This is a genomic window from Limosilactobacillus caecicola, from assembly GCF_943192935.1.
GTDB lineage: Bacteria > Bacillota > Bacilli > Lactobacillales > Lactobacillaceae > Limosilactobacillus > Limosilactobacillus caecicola.
Window position 1 is genome coordinate 373,021 of record NZ_CALPCI010000002.1, and the last position, 16,370, is coordinate 389,390.

General features: G+C 44.3%; 14 protein-coding genes. 4 read left to right on the forward strand and 10 right to left on the reverse strand.

Annotation, left to right across the window (positions count from 1 at the left end):
- Positions 1-198 precede the first annotated feature (198 nt).
- The 4 genes from NFR43_RS04460 to NFR43_RS04475 form a co-directional block, all read right to left on the reverse strand.
- The gene (locus tag NFR43_RS04460) at positions 199-2,460 is read right to left on the reverse strand and encodes an LPXTG cell wall anchor domain-containing protein (RefSeq protein WP_251546853.1); all 2,262 of its coding nucleotides are present in this window, start codon (positions 2,458-2,460) and stop codon (positions 199-201) included.
- 595 nt (positions 2,461-3,055) lie between these two features.
- Positions 3,056-3,202 carry a YSIRK-type signal peptide-containing protein gene (locus NFR43_RS04465; RefSeq protein WP_251546855.1) on the reverse strand — a complete coding sequence of 49 codons (147 nt, stop codon included), beginning with the start codon at positions 3,200-3,202 and terminating at the stop codon, positions 3,056-3,058.
- 376 nt (positions 3,203-3,578) lie between these two features.
- Positions 3,579-4,892 carry a CapA family protein gene (locus NFR43_RS04470; RefSeq protein WP_251546857.1) on the reverse strand — a complete coding sequence of 438 codons (1,314 nt, stop codon included), beginning with the start codon at positions 4,890-4,892 and terminating at the stop codon, positions 3,579-3,581.
- Between the two features lie 12 nt (positions 4,893-4,904).
- Positions 4,905-5,762 (reverse strand): MetQ/NlpA family ABC transporter substrate-binding protein, encoded by an 858-nt coding sequence (locus tag NFR43_RS04475; RefSeq protein ID WP_251546859.1) that lies wholly within the window; start codon positions 5,760-5,762, stop codon positions 4,905-4,907.
- Between the two features lie 422 nt (positions 5,763-6,184).
- On the opposite strand from NFR43_RS04475, the gene NFR43_RS04480 reads away from it, so the two are divergent.
- The 3 genes from NFR43_RS04480 to NFR43_RS04490 all read left to right on the forward strand — a co-directional run bounded on the left by NFR43_RS04480 (position 6,185) and on the right by NFR43_RS04490 (position 7,657).
- Positions 6,185-6,379: a hypothetical protein gene (locus tag NFR43_RS04480; protein WP_251546861.1), complete on the forward strand. Its 195-nt coding sequence runs from the start codon at positions 6,185-6,187 to the stop codon at positions 6,377-6,379.
- Between the two features lie 6 nt (positions 6,380-6,385).
- A complete protein-coding gene (mscL, locus tag NFR43_RS04485; protein ID WP_251546863.1) occupies positions 6,386-6,766 on the forward strand; it encodes a large-conductance mechanosensitive channel protein MscL in 381 nt (126 codons plus the stop codon).
- 162 nt (positions 6,767-6,928) lie between these two features.
- Positions 6,929-7,657: an Abi family protein gene (locus NFR43_RS04490; protein ID WP_251546866.1), complete on the forward strand. Its 729-nt coding sequence runs from the start codon at positions 6,929-6,931 to the stop codon at positions 7,655-7,657.
- A gap of 191 nt (positions 7,658-7,848) precedes the next feature.
- On the opposite strand, the gene lepA is transcribed toward NFR43_RS04490, so the two are convergent.
- The 6 genes from lepA to NFR43_RS08570 form a co-directional block, all read right to left on the reverse strand.
- Entirely contained in the window at positions 7,849-9,684 is a 1,836-nt protein-coding gene (lepA, locus tag NFR43_RS04495) for a translation elongation factor 4 (protein ID WP_251546868.1), read from the reverse strand.
- Between the two features lie 99 nt (positions 9,685-9,783).
- Positions 9,784-10,947 (reverse strand): molecular chaperone DnaJ, encoded by a 1,164-nt coding sequence (gene dnaJ / locus NFR43_RS04500; protein ID WP_251546870.1) that lies wholly within the window; start codon positions 10,945-10,947, stop codon positions 9,784-9,786.
- Positions 10,948-11,045: 98 nt separating this feature from the next.
- Positions 11,046-12,923: a molecular chaperone DnaK gene (gene dnaK / locus NFR43_RS04505; protein WP_251546872.1), complete on the reverse strand. Its 1,878-nt coding sequence runs from the start codon at positions 12,921-12,923 to the stop codon at positions 11,046-11,048.
- A 32-nt stretch (positions 12,924-12,955) separates the two neighbouring features.
- Positions 12,956-13,519 carry a nucleotide exchange factor GrpE gene (gene grpE / locus NFR43_RS04510; RefSeq protein WP_251546874.1) on the reverse strand — a complete coding sequence of 188 codons (564 nt, stop codon included), beginning with the start codon at positions 13,517-13,519 and terminating at the stop codon, positions 12,956-12,958.
- Between the two features lie 10 nt (positions 13,520-13,529).
- Entirely contained in the window at positions 13,530-14,579 is a 1,050-nt protein-coding gene (hrcA, locus tag NFR43_RS04515; RefSeq protein WP_251546876.1) for a heat-inducible transcriptional repressor HrcA, read from the reverse strand.
- A gap of 221 nt (positions 14,580-14,800) precedes the next feature.
- Positions 14,801-15,481, reverse strand: a complete 681-nt coding sequence (locus NFR43_RS08570; RefSeq protein ID WP_407658138.1) for a hypothetical protein — start codon at positions 15,479-15,481, stop codon at positions 14,801-14,803.
- Positions 15,482-15,603: 122 nt separating this feature from the next.
- On the opposite strand from NFR43_RS08570, the gene NFR43_RS04525 reads away from it, so the two are divergent.
- On the forward strand, positions 15,604-16,281 hold the full coding sequence (locus NFR43_RS04525; protein ID WP_251546880.1) for a dihydrofolate reductase family protein: 678 nt from the start codon (positions 15,604-15,606) through the stop codon (positions 16,279-16,281).
- Positions 16,282-16,370 lie beyond the last annotated feature (89 nt).

Below are 16,370 nucleotides of genomic sequence, written 5' to 3' on the forward strand. Positions count from 1 at the left end.
GTTGGCTCTTTGTCAATCAGGACTGGTAGCTGACTTTTCGTTTTGTTAACAAATTTAAGTGGCGTATTGATAGTAACATCCTGATTCGAAAATGGGCAAAATTACGGAATCCATAAGCGCTCCGCTGAAAACAAAAACAGAACCGATAGTTTTTGCCTATCAGTCCTGAATATTGCCGAGCCCCTTTTAAGAAGCTAATTAGTTACGACGACGCTTCTTACCGAGGCCAAGCCCAGTTAGAAGGGCTCCTAATAAACCTAAAGCACCGAATGAAGCATCCTTATTGTCAGTATTACCAGTTTGTGGTAACTTGCCAGCCTTAGCTGGTTGCGCTGGAGTTGTAGCCTGCTGGTTTGACGTTACCGTTTCGACTGGTGCCCCTGGTTGAGTAGGTTGACCCGGAGCTGTAGGGTCAACCGGATGATCAGGAGTTGTTGGTTGATCTGGCATTGGGTTTCCCTGTGGGGTCGACTTTTGTGCGTAGTAGATCGTGTATTCTTGATCAGCACCATTCTGTACTGTATCTTGAATTTCCTCCGCAGGAACTATTTCTCCATCAACTGCTGGTCCATTTTCACTATTTCTTTCAGCACTTACTCGAACCCAGTCACCAGGCAAAAGTCCATCAGTAATTTCTGGTACATTGACTTGAGCAAAATCAGTGCTGCCATCTGATACTTTCCAAGCCTTAGCATTTTCGGCATCTTGACCTGTTAAAACATCCTTAACGACGGTAACATCTTGGCCATTACTATTCTTTACCGTCTTAACGCTAACAACATTACCGTTGCCATCAGTATAGTAGTTTTGAACAAAAGTTACACTTTCGACTGGAATGTCTTTAAGCAAAATTTGACCATCAACTGTCTTAAAGTGAACAACACGGTTCACTGTCTTGCTATTAGAGTTTTCATGTGCTTCTTGGTAGTAAACCAAAGTTACATCAGGTGCCGTGTATTGGGTCTTATCTTGGCTGCTTTGAGTATAACCATTCCACTCACCATTGATAGTTGTTGGCGCTGGAACTAAACTTTCCGAAGCAGTATCAAACTTAATCCAATCACCCTTTAAAGCGCCGTCGGTAACTTCAATCGTATCTTGACCGGTAATCTGATTGGTGCTGTCGGTTGGCTCTAATACTGCGTTAAATTTAGCGCCATCTTTAGCTGTCCAAGTAATTGGAGCGGCAGCCTGCGTACCATCTACAATGTAAAGAATGTTACCATTAGCATCCTTCATCACATTGCCGTTAGCGTCTTTGGCTTCACCTTTTACTGCAACAGGATTACCATCAATATCACCATAAAATTCACTACTAGTGTAAGTTACCGTTTGCTTAATCGGATCAGCTAAAGTTGGTGTGCCTTCACGATCTGCAACAAAATTAATATTTCTTGTTACCGTTTGGGTAGCTGTCTGCAGAGTTGCAGTACGAACTAACTTAATAACACGGTGTAAAACATTTAACTTGTGACCATCGTTTTCCGTAGTACTAGAATCTTTAGTCCAAACCTTGTCCTTATCGTAGGATAGGTCATCATCATCTGCGCTTACAAAAGCGTAACCATTGGCAAGATATGCGTTTAATACATCTTGATAGTTTAAGGTAGTTAAGCCATTAATTGCATTGTTAGCCTTTGTTGCATGTGAATCAGTGGTCAAAGCGCCTTGCTTAGTGTAGTCACCTGCTTGGTAGCTATACTTAGTGTCAGTTCCCTGATAAGTATCAGTGGTCTTTAATTGCAACGTGTCAACATCATTATCAGATTCTTGACGTGTTACAAAGTCATTATTAGAACTTTGCCAAGTAAGTTCGGGCGCATTAAAGTTTGATAAGTTAATCGCCTTATCTTCACCATCAGTAACATCTTCAAAAGTTACTACAACTGGTTGGTTGTGATAGTAAGTGATATAAACTGTTGGTGGATTATGGGTGGCTTTTCGACCATTTACAAATCCGTATACCGTACTTATTCCATAAGTACCTACTTCGCCAAAAGCAGTCCCAGTTTTAGCAACATCGCCTTCAGTAGTGGTCCATGCCCCATCTTCAACAGCTGTGTCGACCTTTTCACCATCAAATTGAATTGGAAAGGCATTATTAGTAGCAGTACCCTGTGAGTTCATACCATAAATTTGACCAGTGACGGGATTATATATTCTTGGAGTTACATAGCGCCAAGCAATTTTATTTACATCACTTTTTGGTGCACCGGGAATCGTTGAGGTTTTACTGTTAACTTCTTCAATTGATACTTGCGTGGCCGCCTCATTCTTAGGGTTGCCATCCAAACCATCATAAACGATTGATAAGGAGGTACGAGCACTAAGCTTACTAGTAGAATCCACGGCATAACCAATCTTGTCTTCTTGCTTAAAAGTAGCAGTGTCGCCATCGCCATAATACTTCTTAAATTCAATTTGACGCTTAAATGTTTCCCAGTCATTAAGCGCAATCATCTTGCTATAACCGGGATCAATTAAATTAACAATGTAATTATCATTGTCTTGTTGAATCTCACCTAAAGTATATCCGGCTAACGGAAATTCTTTTGCTTTTTTAGCAAGCCAAGCCTCATATTGATCTTTTAAAGCGCCTGTTCCGTCTGCATCGGTTCTAGCATCTTGATCAGCAGAATATTGGAGAAGAAGGGGTGATTGGTTAACATATGCCCCTGTGTTTTCATCAATTTTATCTTGAATCGCATTATCTTTATCAATTTCTGCTTGAACGGCCGCTTGAACAGTCTGGCCATCTGCTAAATCAAGGCTAGCTTCCCAAGTCTTGCCAGATAAAACGATTTCACCATTATCCTTTTTAATATCCGCCGTATGATAAGTTACTTGAACTTGCTGACTGCTCTCACTAGCCGAAGCTGAACTAGCGGCTGGTTCTTGAGACTGCGAACTTGATGCAGCAGTCGTTCCTGCCTGAGCAGTAGCAACCGCTTGCTTTTCCGTTGATGAATCGTTTTGCGCTTCAGTTGGTTGAGTAACAGCTAGTTGATTATTAGTTGTTGCTTCTACTGAGTTATCAGTTGAATTGACATCACTATCAGCGTGAACGACGGTGGCTCCCCCCGACTAAAAAGGTTGTCCCTAAAAGCACGGACGCCACACCGACCGAGAGTTTGCGAATTGCGAACCGTTGTCGTTGTGGTGTCATCTTTTTTTGAATTTCTTGTGCATTATTTCTAGACATTGAGCTTCCCCCTTAATATCTCAAATAAATTTATTCATTTAACGTTACATATTATAATAAATAATAAACTAAATTTCAAAGTTTAGTCACATAATTATCAAAGTATGTTCAAAGCATGATGTTAAGCAATTCAACTATAAAATGACTAATAAAATTTACAATTAAAAGCTGCTTGTTCAATTAACTAAAGAAGCAAATTGCTTCTCTTATTACCCGATATGTACACCGCGATTCTTATTTGTATCATTACCCTGATGGAAACATGGGTGGTCTACGAACTTTACAATGCGCGTGAATATGCAGAAAAAAGCTACCAACCATTGTTTAAGTTGGTAGCTAAAGAGAGTTGCTATTCAAAAATTGATGAGAAAGCGAGTTAATTTTTAAATTTTAATTCATGCGTCGTCCCATCATACGTAAATTGGCTACTAAGTTTCTGCAAACGTTCAATTACCAGCTGAGCCTGTTGCTCATCAGCTAAAACTGGAATCCCGCGGTTCAAATTCCGCTGATCCTGCATCCGCAAATCGGTCGGGTACAGGTAATAGTGTGGCCCATCTGTTTTAAGCTCAATCTGGACTAAGGCGCCTTGTGAAAAGACCGGATCCCCATTAAAACCAACAAAGTGACCTGCTTGATCCTGGGCTCTGGAACCATGTAACGCTGATGGAACTGAATTGGTCGGCAGATGGTATTCTGCATACATCTCCGGGGGAATCAATGATTCGCCAGCCTCAAATTCCATTAGAAAACTGCCTAAATTATAGAAAATGGGCTTACCATGATAATGCTCGATCCCCCGGAGAAAATGTGCACCGTGCCCAACAAAAACATCCGCCCCCGCGTCAATAATTTCGTGAGCCGCCGTTTTAACAAACTGAGCCGGTTCATCAGCGTACCAGTTTTCCGCCACCCCCTCGTGAGTATGCAAATCAAAAATGACATAATCAGCCCGCCGCCGTGCATCTGCTAGTTGCTTTTTAATCACTGTTAAATCATGCTGGTTAACCGTGGTTTTAACGTAATTCTGGTTTCCCTTTTCAATGAGGAGTTTTTCTTGGTACATCGAACCCAGGTACAACTGGTTGTTGGGAAGCTTGTCCCAACGTTCGATTGCCGTCCCAATGGATTGGCTTCTTGCCGTGCCCAATTCCTGGTTAATGCGTTGCAGTTGCGTGAATTTTTCTGGGTCAACCACGTAGGTACGCTGCCAACGTAACGGATTCACCCCCGGACGAGCCGCGACACCATTACCTGCGTTGCTTGCCAAGAACACTTCTGACCGGGTCGTGGTTGCCGACACAATGGCAACCCTGAGATTTGGTAAGTCGATAAAACGTGGCTTAATTGCCTCATCATAAGACCGGCCAATTCCTAACGGCTCAATCCCAGCGTTGGTAGCCGCTCGGTAGGTATCCAGGATTCCTTGAATGCCGAAATCTCCCGAATGGTTATTGGCGAAGTTAATGAGGTTAAAACCTAAATTGGTTAGCTCAGCGATGCGGTTGGGTGCTACGGCAGTGGTATAACCACGACCGGCTGCTGGCGCCGTCGTACTGCGCGGAGTAGTAAACTCAGCGTTCGTAAAATTGATCTGGGCTGCATCCAATATTGTAATGATTGCGGGATCCAACCGTTGGTTCAGATTTGTACTCGAAAACAGACTATCGCCGGTTAATGTAATTTTCATTCAGCAGCCCTCCTACTTTAAATAGCTCAATGGTTTGTTGACTTCGACCTTTCCAGGAAACTTCTTTTGAATGTACTTTTGAATTTGCCGGTTGTGATAAAGCTTAACCAATTTCTTGTAAGTCTTGTTATTAGCGTTTTTCTTCGCCGTTGCGATGACATTCACATTTGCCTTCGTGTTTTGGTTTAACTTTTCATGGTAAATTGATTGCTTAAAGACGTTTAAACCAGCTGATTGAGCAGTGTTATTGTCAATGACCACGGCAGCCACCCCATTATCTTTTAGTAAACTTGGGGTTTGGGTCGACGTGATGGTCTTGATATGCAGGTTCTTCGGGTTCGACGTAATATCGTTTGGGGTAACTAATGTGTTAGCATTGTGCTTCTTCAGCTTGATCAACCCAGCAGACTCTAAGAGTTTGAGGCCTCGACTTTCCGCCGCTGCATCGTTCGCAATGGCGATCGTAGATCCGTTGGGAATACTCTTGACCGACTTATATTGGCCAGAGTACAGACCCATTGGTTGGATATAGGTTGTCCCCAACGCGGCCAGCTTTTCCTTGCTCGATTTATTAAAGGTCGTGTAATATGCGTAGGACTGAAAGGCGTTCACGTCGACCTTGCCTTCGGCAGTCGCCTTATCTAGTGAGGCCGAATCGGTAAAATCCTTCACCTCAATTTTTAAGCCAGCCTTTTTCGCAGCCTTACTTTTGGCGATATATTGCCAAACTTGGGTGTCCGTCCCTTGGGAACCCAACGTAATCGTCTGTTCAGATTGACGGTGAGCAAAAGAATAGGTACCCCCGCCCAATAACAGAATTACTAGAATCACAATTGTCCAAATAATGCCCCGGTGTTTTCTTCTTTTCATTTCGCTATGTCCTCTCTAAATTTAAATTGTTAACTAAAACAAAAAAGACCGACCATGGATTCATGGTCAGCCAGTGATAAATGTGGTGGTGATTTAATGTGTTTTAACTAGTATGCAACACAAAAATCCCCAACTGAAACCATGTCAGTTCGGTTCTGCTTTTGCATACAGTTACACATCGTAAACTTATTCATGGTTTCAGCTCCCTTCGTTTTTGTAATAGTATGGTTATAGATTAACAGATGCTTAAAAGATGTCAACAGTTTTTCTAATTATTTTTTAACCTTAATTTCAAACTATCCGGGGGATCGCTCACAAACGGCCACCAAGGCGTAATTCATGAATTTCACTTTCCATAATTAGTAATTTAATGGTAGCATATTAGTATAATCAATACATTAGTGATAAAGGAGCAATTACTCATGAGCAAGTCAAATCAAGAATTAGCCGTTGAATTAACAATCGCGATGTTAGAACACAACGCGAGCGTCAAGAACCATAGCGAAGACCCAACTGTGAAAAAACTAACCAGCGCTGTCGCCGTGGGCCAAAACTACAAGTACATCCTGGGAGTTTTGGACAATGAGATCGACCCCTTCCAAACCAAAAAAGGATAATCACCAATGATTAAGGAATTTAAAGAATTTATTAGCCGCGGCAACGTTGTCGACATGGCCGTCGGGGTCATCATCGGGGCTGCTTTTACTGCCATCGTAACTTCCCTGGTCAATAACCTGATTAACCCCTTGATTGGTCTTTTCGTGGGTCGGATCGACCTTTCCAACTTGGTTTTAAAAGTCGGTGGCACCACCTTTAAGTATGGTTCATTCATCAATGCAATCATTAACTTCTTGATTATCGCCTTCGTTGTCTTTTTAATCGTCAAAGCATTGAATAAGCTAATGCCAAAAAAGCCTAAGGAAGAGGAAAAGCCAGCCCAACCGACTGCCGAAGAATCTTTAGCAAAGATCGTCAAGATGTTGGAAGAACAACAAAAGCAGTAAATTACCTCGTAATTGATGGTTAATTCGCTCTATTACGAGCTCAAGTATTGACTTTACTGTTATTTTCTGTGATAATTAAGCTAATCAATTGAAATGGTCAGCTTAAGACCGACTAAGCGGGTGTACATACACCTGCTTTTTTATTTTTAAGGAAGTGATCAAATGTCTACAGCTAAACCTTTCAAAAATATCGCAGAACAAATAGCAATTTTAAAACGTCGTAATCTACGAATATTAAATGAAAACGCCACTGCCAAATTGCTAACTGATTATGGCTATTATGAAGTAATTAACGGTTACAAATATCCTTTCTTGAAGGATAAAACGGATGACGATGAAGGATACAAAAAGGAAGCAACATTTGAACACATATTTGGATTGTACCAATTTGACGCTAATTTACGTGATTGCGTCATTTTTGGACAAACTATGTATTTCTTTAACCTTCTAAAGAACAAATCAATAAAAGAGAAAATTATTGCACGAATGACAGGACAAAATATCAATACAATAAGAATTTTAGATGAAAGTTTATTTCTTAAACAAGCTTTTGGTGATTCACTAAATCTAATTCTTGCTTATCGAAACCTATCGGCACATGGTGGCAGAATATATAATTACAGATCACACAAACATCAAATTACTATCTACTCACCATTTATTTATAATAACTACTCATTAACTGCTTCTCATTCTTCCTTTCAACGGGGAGAATACAGAAGTAGCATTCGAACATTACTTGCTTGCTTAGCAATGATGGCAAATGAAGATCCATTTAATAATTTGCGAGCCTGGATAAATGTTAGACTGAATGAACATTTAAAAAATTATCCAGAAGATGAAACTTATCTCTTCAAAACGATGGAACTGGATCATACCATAATGAGCTAATTCAGAGTTTAACTGATATCGTAAATCCTAATTTAAAGGGGCTAGACAAGATTAAAAAATCTGTCTAGCCCCTTTTGCTTGCCCACAAATTTGATTTATGTGGGCAAAATATAGGCAAAACCACTAAAAATTGGTCTAATTTTACTTTTCACTTGTGACTGTATCAGATCGAATCATTGATATATCAACGATTATTTATCATCAATTTCTTCATCAGTTTGCAAAACGGCCATAAAGGCTTCCTGCGGAATATCGACCTTGCCGACGGCCTTCATCCGCTTCTTACCCCGCTTTTGCTTTTCCAACAACTTCGCCCGCCGGTCCGGATCACCAGTGTGAATCCGTGCCGTAACGTCCTTCCGGTAGGCCTTAATGTTGGTCCGGGCAATAATCTTGGAACCAATTGCCGCTTGAATTGGAATTTCGAAGTTTTGCCGTGGAATGATCTTCTTTAATTTGGCCGCGATATCCCGACCCCGTTCAGCCGCAAAGTCACGGTGAGTAATGAAGCTCAAGGCGTCGACCTTATCCCCATTCAACAGGATATCAATCTTGACCAGGTCAGAAGCCCGGTAATCGTCAATTTCGTAATCGAGGGAGGCGTAGCCACGAGTGCTGGACTTCAACTTGTCAAAGAAGTCAAAGATAATTTCTGCCAACGGAATATGGTAAATCACGTTGACCCGCGTATCACTGAGGTATTCCATGGTGTCGAACTGGCCCCGCTTGCGTTGGCATAATTCCATGACGGCACCCACATAATCGTTCGGCACCATGATTGAAGCCTTGACAAACGGTTCTTTAATGTCCTTGATTTCAGTCACGTCCGGCATATCAGCCGGATTTTCGACCTCCTTCATCGTCCCATCATGGAGGTCAACATGATAGGTAACCGATGGCGCGGTTGTAATCAAATCAAGGTCAAATTCGCGTTCCAATCGTTCCTGGATAACGTCCATGTGGAGCAAGCCCAGGAAGCCACACCGGAACCCGAAGCCAAGGGCTTGTGACGATTCCGGTTCAAAGGTCAACGCAGCATCGTTCAATTGTAACTTCTCTAAAGCATCCCGCAAGTCGTTAAACTTAGCATTGTCAGTTGGGTAGAGTCCGGCATAGACCATCGGCGTCATCTGCCGATACCCTTCCAATGGCTTTTCGGTTGGGTTCGTCGCACTCGTCACCGTATCACCAACCCGGGTATCTTTGATGTCCTTAATGGCAGCCGTAATGTAACCAACATCACCGGCCATCAGCACATCCCGCTCTAATGGTTTCGGAGAGTTAATGCCGACTTCCGCAACTTCATACTCGGTCCCGCTGTTCATCAACCGAATGCGGTCACCCTTCTTGACCGTGCCTTCAAAGACCCGGACACTCAAAACCACCCCGCGGTAGTCATCGTATTTCGAGTCGAAAATCAAGGCCTTTAACGGGGCGGTTAAATCGCCCGTCGGTGCTGGCACATCTTTGACGATTTTTTCGAGTACCTCATCAACGCCTAAACCGGTTTTGGCACTAATATCAACGGCTTCATCGGTTTCTAGACCGATTTCGTCCTCGATTTGTTCCTTCGTCCCTTCCGGATCCGCTGAAGGCAGGTCAATTTTGTTAATCACGGGAAGGATTGTCAGGTCGTTATCTAACGCCAAGTAGACGTTGGCGAGTGTCTGGGCTTCCACCCCTTGCGTGGCGTCCACCACCAAGACGGCCCCTTCACAGGCTGCTAAGGAACGCGACACTTCATAAGAAAAGTCCACGTGTCCCGGGGTATCAATTAAGTGGAAAATGTAGTCCTGACCGTCCTTGGCATGGTAGGTCAGCGCCACCGCATTCAACTTAATCGTGATTCCCCGCTCACGTTCCAATGGCATATCATCCAAAATTTGGTTTTTCATTTCCCGTTTGGAAATAGAATCCGTCATTTCCAAAATCCGGTCGGCCAACGTTGATTTACCGTGATCAATGTGAGCCACAATTGAGAAATTCCGGATCCGCTTTTGCCGTTCTTTCATTTCTTCTAAATTCATTTCGTCACTACTCGCTTTCCAATGCGTATTACTAGTAATTATAGCAAAGAAAACAAAGAAAGCGTAGGGGCAAGCATTGCGTCCTACACTTTCAATCAATTATTTTTCATCAAATGCGTCTTTTAGTTTATCGAAAAAGCCGCTCTTCACGCCCTTGACGTCTTCACCAGAAGCAGCGGCAAAGGCCATCATGGCTTCCTTTTGGCGCTTATTCAAATTCTTTGGCGTCTTAACGTGGATCCGGACATGTTCATCACCATTGCCCTTCCCGTTGAGGTGCGGAACCCCTTGACCACGAAGCCTAAAGCTCGTTTCTGATTGCGTGCCGGCCGGAATCTTTAGGTCGACATCGCCATGAACGGTCTTGACTTTAATTTTGTCACCAAGGGCCGCTTGGGCAAACGAGATGTCACGATCAACGAAAATATTAGACCCGTCGCGTTTAAATTCACGACTTGGGGTAACCCGGAAGACGATGTACAGGTCACCATAAGGCCCACCATTCTTACCAGCTTCACCTTGTCCTTGCAGGCGCATTTGTTGACCATCATCAACCCCTGCAGGGACCTTGACCTTCAAGGCATGCCGTTCTGCGATGTGACCACTACCGTGACACTTGGTACATTGGTCTTCAGGCTTGATTTCTTTCCCGGTGCCGTGACAAACTGGACAGGTTTCTTGCGATTGCATCATGCCCATCATCGTTTGCCGTTGCCGAACAATGTAACCACGACCCTGACATTCATGACAGGTCACTGGAGAAGTCCCTGGCTTAGCACCGGTGCCATGACAAACGTCACATTCGGCTTGCCGGTTGTACTTAATCTCGGTTTCCTTACCATTAATGGCATCCATGAAGTCCAGCGTCATGGTGTATTGCAAGTCACGACCTTGTTGTGGTGCACTCGGGTCACGACGGGCCCGGCCACCACCAAAGATGTCACCAAAGATATCGCTGAAGTCACCAAAGCCCTGGGCCCCGCCAAAGCCTTGGCCACCACCGAATCCTTGACCACCAAAGCCGCCAAACCCTTGGCCAGCATTGGGACCAGCAGAACCAAATTGGTCATACTGGGCCCGCTTTTGCGGATCAGTCAATACTTCGTGGGCTTCGTTAATCTTTTTAAACTTTTCTTCAGCACCAGGTTCGTGGTTAACGTCAGGGTGATATTTAGCAGCTAACTTACGGTATGCACGATTAATTTCCTTTTCGGAAGCATTCTTGTCCACACCTAAAATATCGTAATAATTTTCTTCAGCCATCTAATCTTCCCTCATTCTTTAATAATTGTGGTTAGTATATCATAAGTAAAAGCCAAAGTCCGGTTTCCCGGCCTTTGGCTTTTTACTATGGCCGACAATTACTTCTTGTCGTCAGGGTCGACTTCTTGGAAGTCACCATCGACAGTGTTACCATCGTCGCCCTTATTGTTATCTTGGTTGCCACCGTTGTTTGGTTGACCACCAGTTGGGTTTCCTTGAGCCCCACCATTTTGTTGTTGAGCTTGTTGGTAGAGCTTGACAGTCAGGTCTTGAACGATCTTGTTCAAGTCATCCTTCTTGGACTTCATTTCTTCGATGTTATTGTCGTCCTTAGCCTTTTGCAAAGCAGCCTTTGCGTCTTCAGCCTTCTTGATTTCGTCGTCAGAAACCTTGCCCTTCAATTCCTTCAGGGTCTTGTCAGTTTGGAATAATAATTGGTCAGTTTCGTTCCGCACATCGGCTTCTTCCTTCTTCTTCTTGTCGGCATCGGCGTGTTCTTCAGCGTCCTTCTTCATCCGTTCAATTTCTTCGTCGGACAAACCAGAACTGGACTTGATCGTGATGTTTTGCTTCTTGTGGGTCCCTTGATCTTCAGCGGAAACATTAACGATCCCGTTCTTGTCGATATCGAAGGTTACCTTGATTTGAGGCACACCACGTGGTGCAGGCGGAATGTCCGTCAATTGGAAGTTACCAAGCGTCTTGTTGTCGGCAGCCATTGGCCGTTCACCTTGGAGCACGTGAATATCAACGGCTGGTTGGTTATCGGCCGCGGTTGAGAAGACTTGGCTCTTGGAAGTTGGGATGGTCGTGTTCCGGTCAATCAACTTCGTGAAGACACCACCCATGGTTTCAATCCCAAGTGACAGTGGCGTAACGTCAAGAAGAACAACGTCCTTCACATCACCGGTCAGAACCCCACCTTGGATAGCGGCACCTAAGGCAACAGCTTCGTCAGGGTTGATGGAGTGGTTTGGTTCCTTACCAGTTAATTCCTTGACCATGTCTTGAACGGCAGGAATCCGGGTGGAACCACCGTTTAAGATGACTTGGTCGATGTCACTAAATGACAAGTCGGCATCCTTCATGGCGTTCAAAACTGGTTGCTTGGTCTTTTCAACCAGGTCGTTCGTCAATTGATTGAATTGAGCACGGGTCAAGGTCTTTTCCAAGTGTAATGGGCCATTTTCACCAGAAGTGATGAATGGTAAGCTGATTTGCGCTTCTTGAACACCAGAAAGGTCCTTCTTGGCCTTTTCAGCAGCATCCTTGAGCCGTTGCAGAGCCATCTTGTCTTGTGAAAGGTCGATCCCATGTTCTTGCTTGAAACCATCAATCAACCAATCCATGATCTTTTGGTCAAAGTCGTCACCACCAAGGTGCGTATCACCGTTAGTAGAAAGGACTTGGAAGACCCCGTCACCTAATTCAAGGATGGAAACGTCAAAGGTCCCACCACCAAGGTCGTAAACCAAAATCTTTTCGTCCTTGTCAGCCTTGTCCAGACCGTATGCTAAGGATGAAGCAGTTGGTTCGTTAATAATCCGCTTAACGTCCAAGCCAGCGATCTTACCAGCGTCCTTGGTTGCTTGCCGTTGGGCATCGTTGAAGTAAGCAGGAACGGTGATGACGGCCTTGTCAACCGTGTCACCAATGTAATCTTCAGCATATTTCTTCAAGTATTGAAGAATCATTGCGGAAATTTCTTGTGGTGTGTACTTCTTGCCTTCGATGTCGACGGTGTAATCCTTTTCACCCATGTGACTCTTGATGGACTTCACGGTGTTTGGATTCGTAATTGCTTGCCGCTTAGCGACTTCACCGACTTGGGTTTCACCATTCTTAAAGGAGACAACTGATGGAGTTGTCCGGCCACCTTCTGGGTTCGTAATGATCTTTGGTTCATTACCTTCCATTACGGCAACGGCAGAGTTGGTGGTACCTAAGTCAATACCAATAATCTTGTTACTTGCCATATCTTATATCCCTCTTTTATTAATTAATTTTCCTATTGAGCAACAACTACCATGGCTGGTCGCAGAACCCGGTCTTTCAAAACGTAACCGGCTTGGAGAACCTGGACCACGGTGTCGGCCTTTTGATCACCACTAGCGTCCACAGTTTGGACCGCTTGTTGAGTGTTCGGATCAAACGGCTTGCCTAAGGCATCGACTTCCGTAATGCCATGGTCTTGCAGGGCCTTTTCCAAATGATCATGGACCATTTGAATGCCCTTTTTGAGTTGCTTACCATTGTCATCAGTCACTTCGATTGCCAAAGCCCGCTTCAAGTTATCTAAGACCGGCAAAATGCTGGTAGCCAAATCTTGGCCATCATACTTGGCCATCTGGCTGCGTTCCTTTTCAAACCGCTTGGACATGTTTTGAATTTCGGCTTCGGCCCGTAAAAACTGATTGTCTTTTTCTTCAAGTTGATCTTTCAGGTCTGCCACTTGCTTTTTCAGTTCATCTACGGCAGATGTTGGTTGTTTCTTTTCAGATGTGGTCTTTTGGGCCTTGTCATCTGCTTTTTCTTGAGCAGTGGACTGCTTATCTTGAGCTTCCTTTGCCATTTAATCCCTCCTAAGAGCCGTAATAATGATGATAGTAGTCTAATAACCGCTTTGCTAGTTCGCGCCGAAAGGCATCGACAATGCCGATGGTGCGGGAATATGGCATTGCCGTCGGCCCGAGGACGGCGATCATCCCTTGACCATACTGGTCAACGTCGTATTTCGCCGTGATTAACGAATAGTTATTTAAAACATCACTATTGGCAATTTCCTTGCCAATGCGGACGTTGATTCCCGAACTATCCGTATCAGCATCGATAATCCGGGAAATGCGATCATTAGTATCCAATAATTCATACAGAGCCTTCATTTCACTTGGACTTTGCTTGCTAGCAATGCCCATCAGATTCAATCGACCACCAACGAAGAACCGTTCGCGTTCCGCTTGTGACAAGATACTATCGAACACCTCGAGGAAGCCCTCGGGACTTTCCAGATAACGATGGACCTGACTTGGCAGATCGGTCTGTAAGTGGTGAACCACCTCGACTAAGGTCTTACCAATTAACTGGTCATTGATCATCCGGACGACGGCTTCCAAAGCCTCCGTGTCCATATCCCGTGGAATGCGGAACGTTTGATTTTCAACCTCACCGGTATCGGTGACTAAAATCCCGATCACCTTCTGGTTGCCCAACGGCACCAGTTGAAAACCACTCAGCCGCGCATCTTTTTGCTCCGGCTTGATCGTGAAAGCGGTCAACGAAGTCAACTGTGATAAAATATCAGCAGAGTGCGAAATGATCTCATCCAGCTTGGCAAAATTAGTGCCAAGTGAATTTTGGATAACAACTAAATCATTATCCGAAACGCTATTCAGATCCAGCAAGTGATCGACATAGTAACGGTAACCCTTTTTGGAAGGCACCCGGCCAGAAGACGAATGCTCCTTGGTCACCAAGCCCGCACGCTCTAAAGCTGCCATTTCATTGCGAATTGTCGCTGAACTGACCTTCATCGGCAAGCGATCAACCAGGACTTTGGAGCCAACCGGTTGACCAGTGCTAGTGTATTGGCGTACAATCGCTTGCAAGATTGCCTCTTGACGTTGTGTTAACATTTTTGATCACTTCCTTTTAGCACTCTTAACACCTAAGTGCTAAACACACTTTATAATATACCAATCATCACTTTAAAAGTCAACAATAGTCAAACCTTTTTCTAGGAGAAATTATGTCAGAAGAACATCGCTATATTCAACCCAAAAACGCGCACGAAGCCATGACTTTGATTCAAAAATTATTTAATGAATATCGCCATGCTCCCCTCACGGACGTCCTCTTAAAGTATCACAATAATTTGATTGACCGGCTCCGCTCGGACATCTATGACGCGGCCGTGCAAGAAAATAATCCCAGCCAACTCCACGACCTCGATAATATGATCAAAGTGATGGAAAGCTGGACCAAGCTCCGCCTGAACAATCAGCCGTTCGACGGTAAAATGAAGAACTTCAAATGGGTCACTAACCGCCGACCAAAATTTAAGACCCAGGTCCATAAAATTGGTGGTGGCATTAGCCACCGCGCCAGTCGCCATTAAAATTGAAAAGCCTCCCCTGTTCTGGATTGGACAAGGGAGGCTTTCGTATTCTCCGTCACCAAAATAGCCATCAATATCTTCATCGTTGATGTAGTAATCGCCCTCACCGTTGTTTTGGATATCAAGTAGCGATTCCTGAGTTGGTTGTAACTTACCGTCATAAGCTTTGAGTCGCCCTAATATTTGCACAAATTGAGAATGTTGATAAACGTTGACAATTTGAACATCATCCTCATTAGCTGGATTACTACTCTTTGCTTGTTTCTGAGCTGAATCAGCCACCGATTGTTCAGTAGTCGTTGGCTTCTCTTGGGTTGTCGATGCTTGATCTGCAGATACTTGTGATGTCCCTGGTTCAGATTTTACCTGTTCTGAATGCGGTGCAGGAGCCGGCGCCACCGTTTCCGCATGTGCGCTCATGCCGTTGATCAAACTCAACCATTTCATACGATTTAAGCATGGAATTAGCTACTAAATAAGTATTTCCCATTTATTATTTTCGACTGTATGATGAGAATAGTTAATAAATGGAGGAAGATAACATGAGTAAACCATACATTATTTGTCACATGATGACCTCAGTGGATGGGCGGATTGACTGCGGCATGACGGCTCAATTAACCGGAGAACCGGAATACTACACCACCCTAGATCAGCTGGCGGCACCAACGCGGATCAGTGGTAAGGTCACGGCTGCAACCGAATTAACTGATGGGACCTTCACTCAAGCTGATGGTCAACAGTTGGGGCACGAAGCTTTCAAGCAAAATGTGGCGGCACCAAGTTACAACATCGTCATGGATACTAAGGGAACCCTGGAATGGGCTACGGAATCTAGTACCAACTTTCCACACCTAATCATCATGAGTGAACAAGTTAGCCCCGCCTACCTGACCTACCTCAACCAGCAAGAGATTTCGTGGATTGCTACGGGTAAAGATCAGATTGATTTAGCCCGCGCCATGGAAATCCTGCATGATGAATTCGATGTCAAACGACTGGCAGTGGTCGGTGGCGGTCGGATTAACGGTGCTTTTCTCAATGCTGGGTTAATTGATGAGCTCAGCATCCTGATCGGGAGCGGTGCTGACGGTCGCACTGGTCAACCGGCCCTCTTTGATGGTCGAACTAGTAACCACCCGGTTCCGTTGAAATTGAAAGACGTGCAAACGTTTGATGACGGCGCCGTTTGGCTGAGATACACCACTATTAAGAACTAATCGAATAGCAAACAAAAGGGGCTGAATCCCTGGAAGATAGCTGTAACACGAACAGCGCAGTACAACAATGGGCTCCAACATCCGGTAAA

Excerpts from the sequence above, each read along its gene's own strand:
- NFR43_RS08570 (WP_407658138.1), bottom strand. The coding sequence starts at position 15,481 with ATGAGCGCACATGCGGAAACGGTGGCGCCGGCTCCTGCACCGCATTCA.
- NFR43_RS04460 (WP_251546853.1), bottom strand. The coding sequence starts at position 2,460 with ATGATTGCGCTTAATGACTGGGAAACATTTAAGCGTCAAATTGAATTT.
- mscL (WP_251546863.1), top strand. The coding sequence starts at position 6,386 with ATGATTAAGGAATTTAAAGAATTTATTAGCCGCGGCAACGTTGTCGAC.
- NFR43_RS04470 (WP_251546857.1), bottom strand. The coding sequence starts at position 4,892 with ATGAAAATTACATTAACCGGCGATAGTCTGTTTTCGAGTACAAATCTG.
- dnaK (WP_251546872.1), bottom strand. The coding sequence starts at position 12,923 with ATGGCAAGTAACAAGATTATTGGTATTGACTTAGGTACCACCAACTCT.
- lepA (WP_251546868.1), bottom strand. The coding sequence starts at position 9,684 with ATGAATTTAGAAGAAATGAAAGAACGGCAAAAGCGGATCCGGAATTTC.
- hrcA (WP_251546876.1), bottom strand. The coding sequence starts at position 14,579 with ATGTTAACACAACGTCAAGAGGCAATCTTGCAAGCGATTGTACGCCAA.
- NFR43_RS04525 (WP_251546880.1), top strand. The coding sequence starts at position 15,604 with ATGAGTAAACCATACATTATTTGTCACATGATGACCTCAGTGGATGGG.
- NFR43_RS04475 (WP_251546859.1), bottom strand. The coding sequence starts at position 5,762 with ATGAAAAGAAGAAAACACCGGGGCATTATTTGGACAATTGTGATTCTA.
- dnaJ (WP_251546870.1), bottom strand. The coding sequence starts at position 10,947 with ATGGCTGAAGAAAATTATTACGATATTTTAGGTGTGGACAAGAATGCT.
- NFR43_RS04490 (WP_251546866.1), top strand. The coding sequence starts at position 6,929 with ATGTCTACAGCTAAACCTTTCAAAAATATCGCAGAACAAATAGCAATT.
- grpE (WP_251546874.1), bottom strand. The coding sequence starts at position 13,519 with ATGGCAAAGGAAGCTCAAGATAAGCAGTCCACTGCTCAAGAAAAAGCA.
- NFR43_RS04480 (WP_251546861.1), top strand. The coding sequence starts at position 6,185 with ATGAGCAAGTCAAATCAAGAATTAGCCGTTGAATTAACAATCGCGATG.
- NFR43_RS04465 (WP_251546855.1), bottom strand. The coding sequence starts at position 3,202 with ATGTCTAGAAATAATGCACAAGAAATTCAAAAAAAGATGACACCACAA.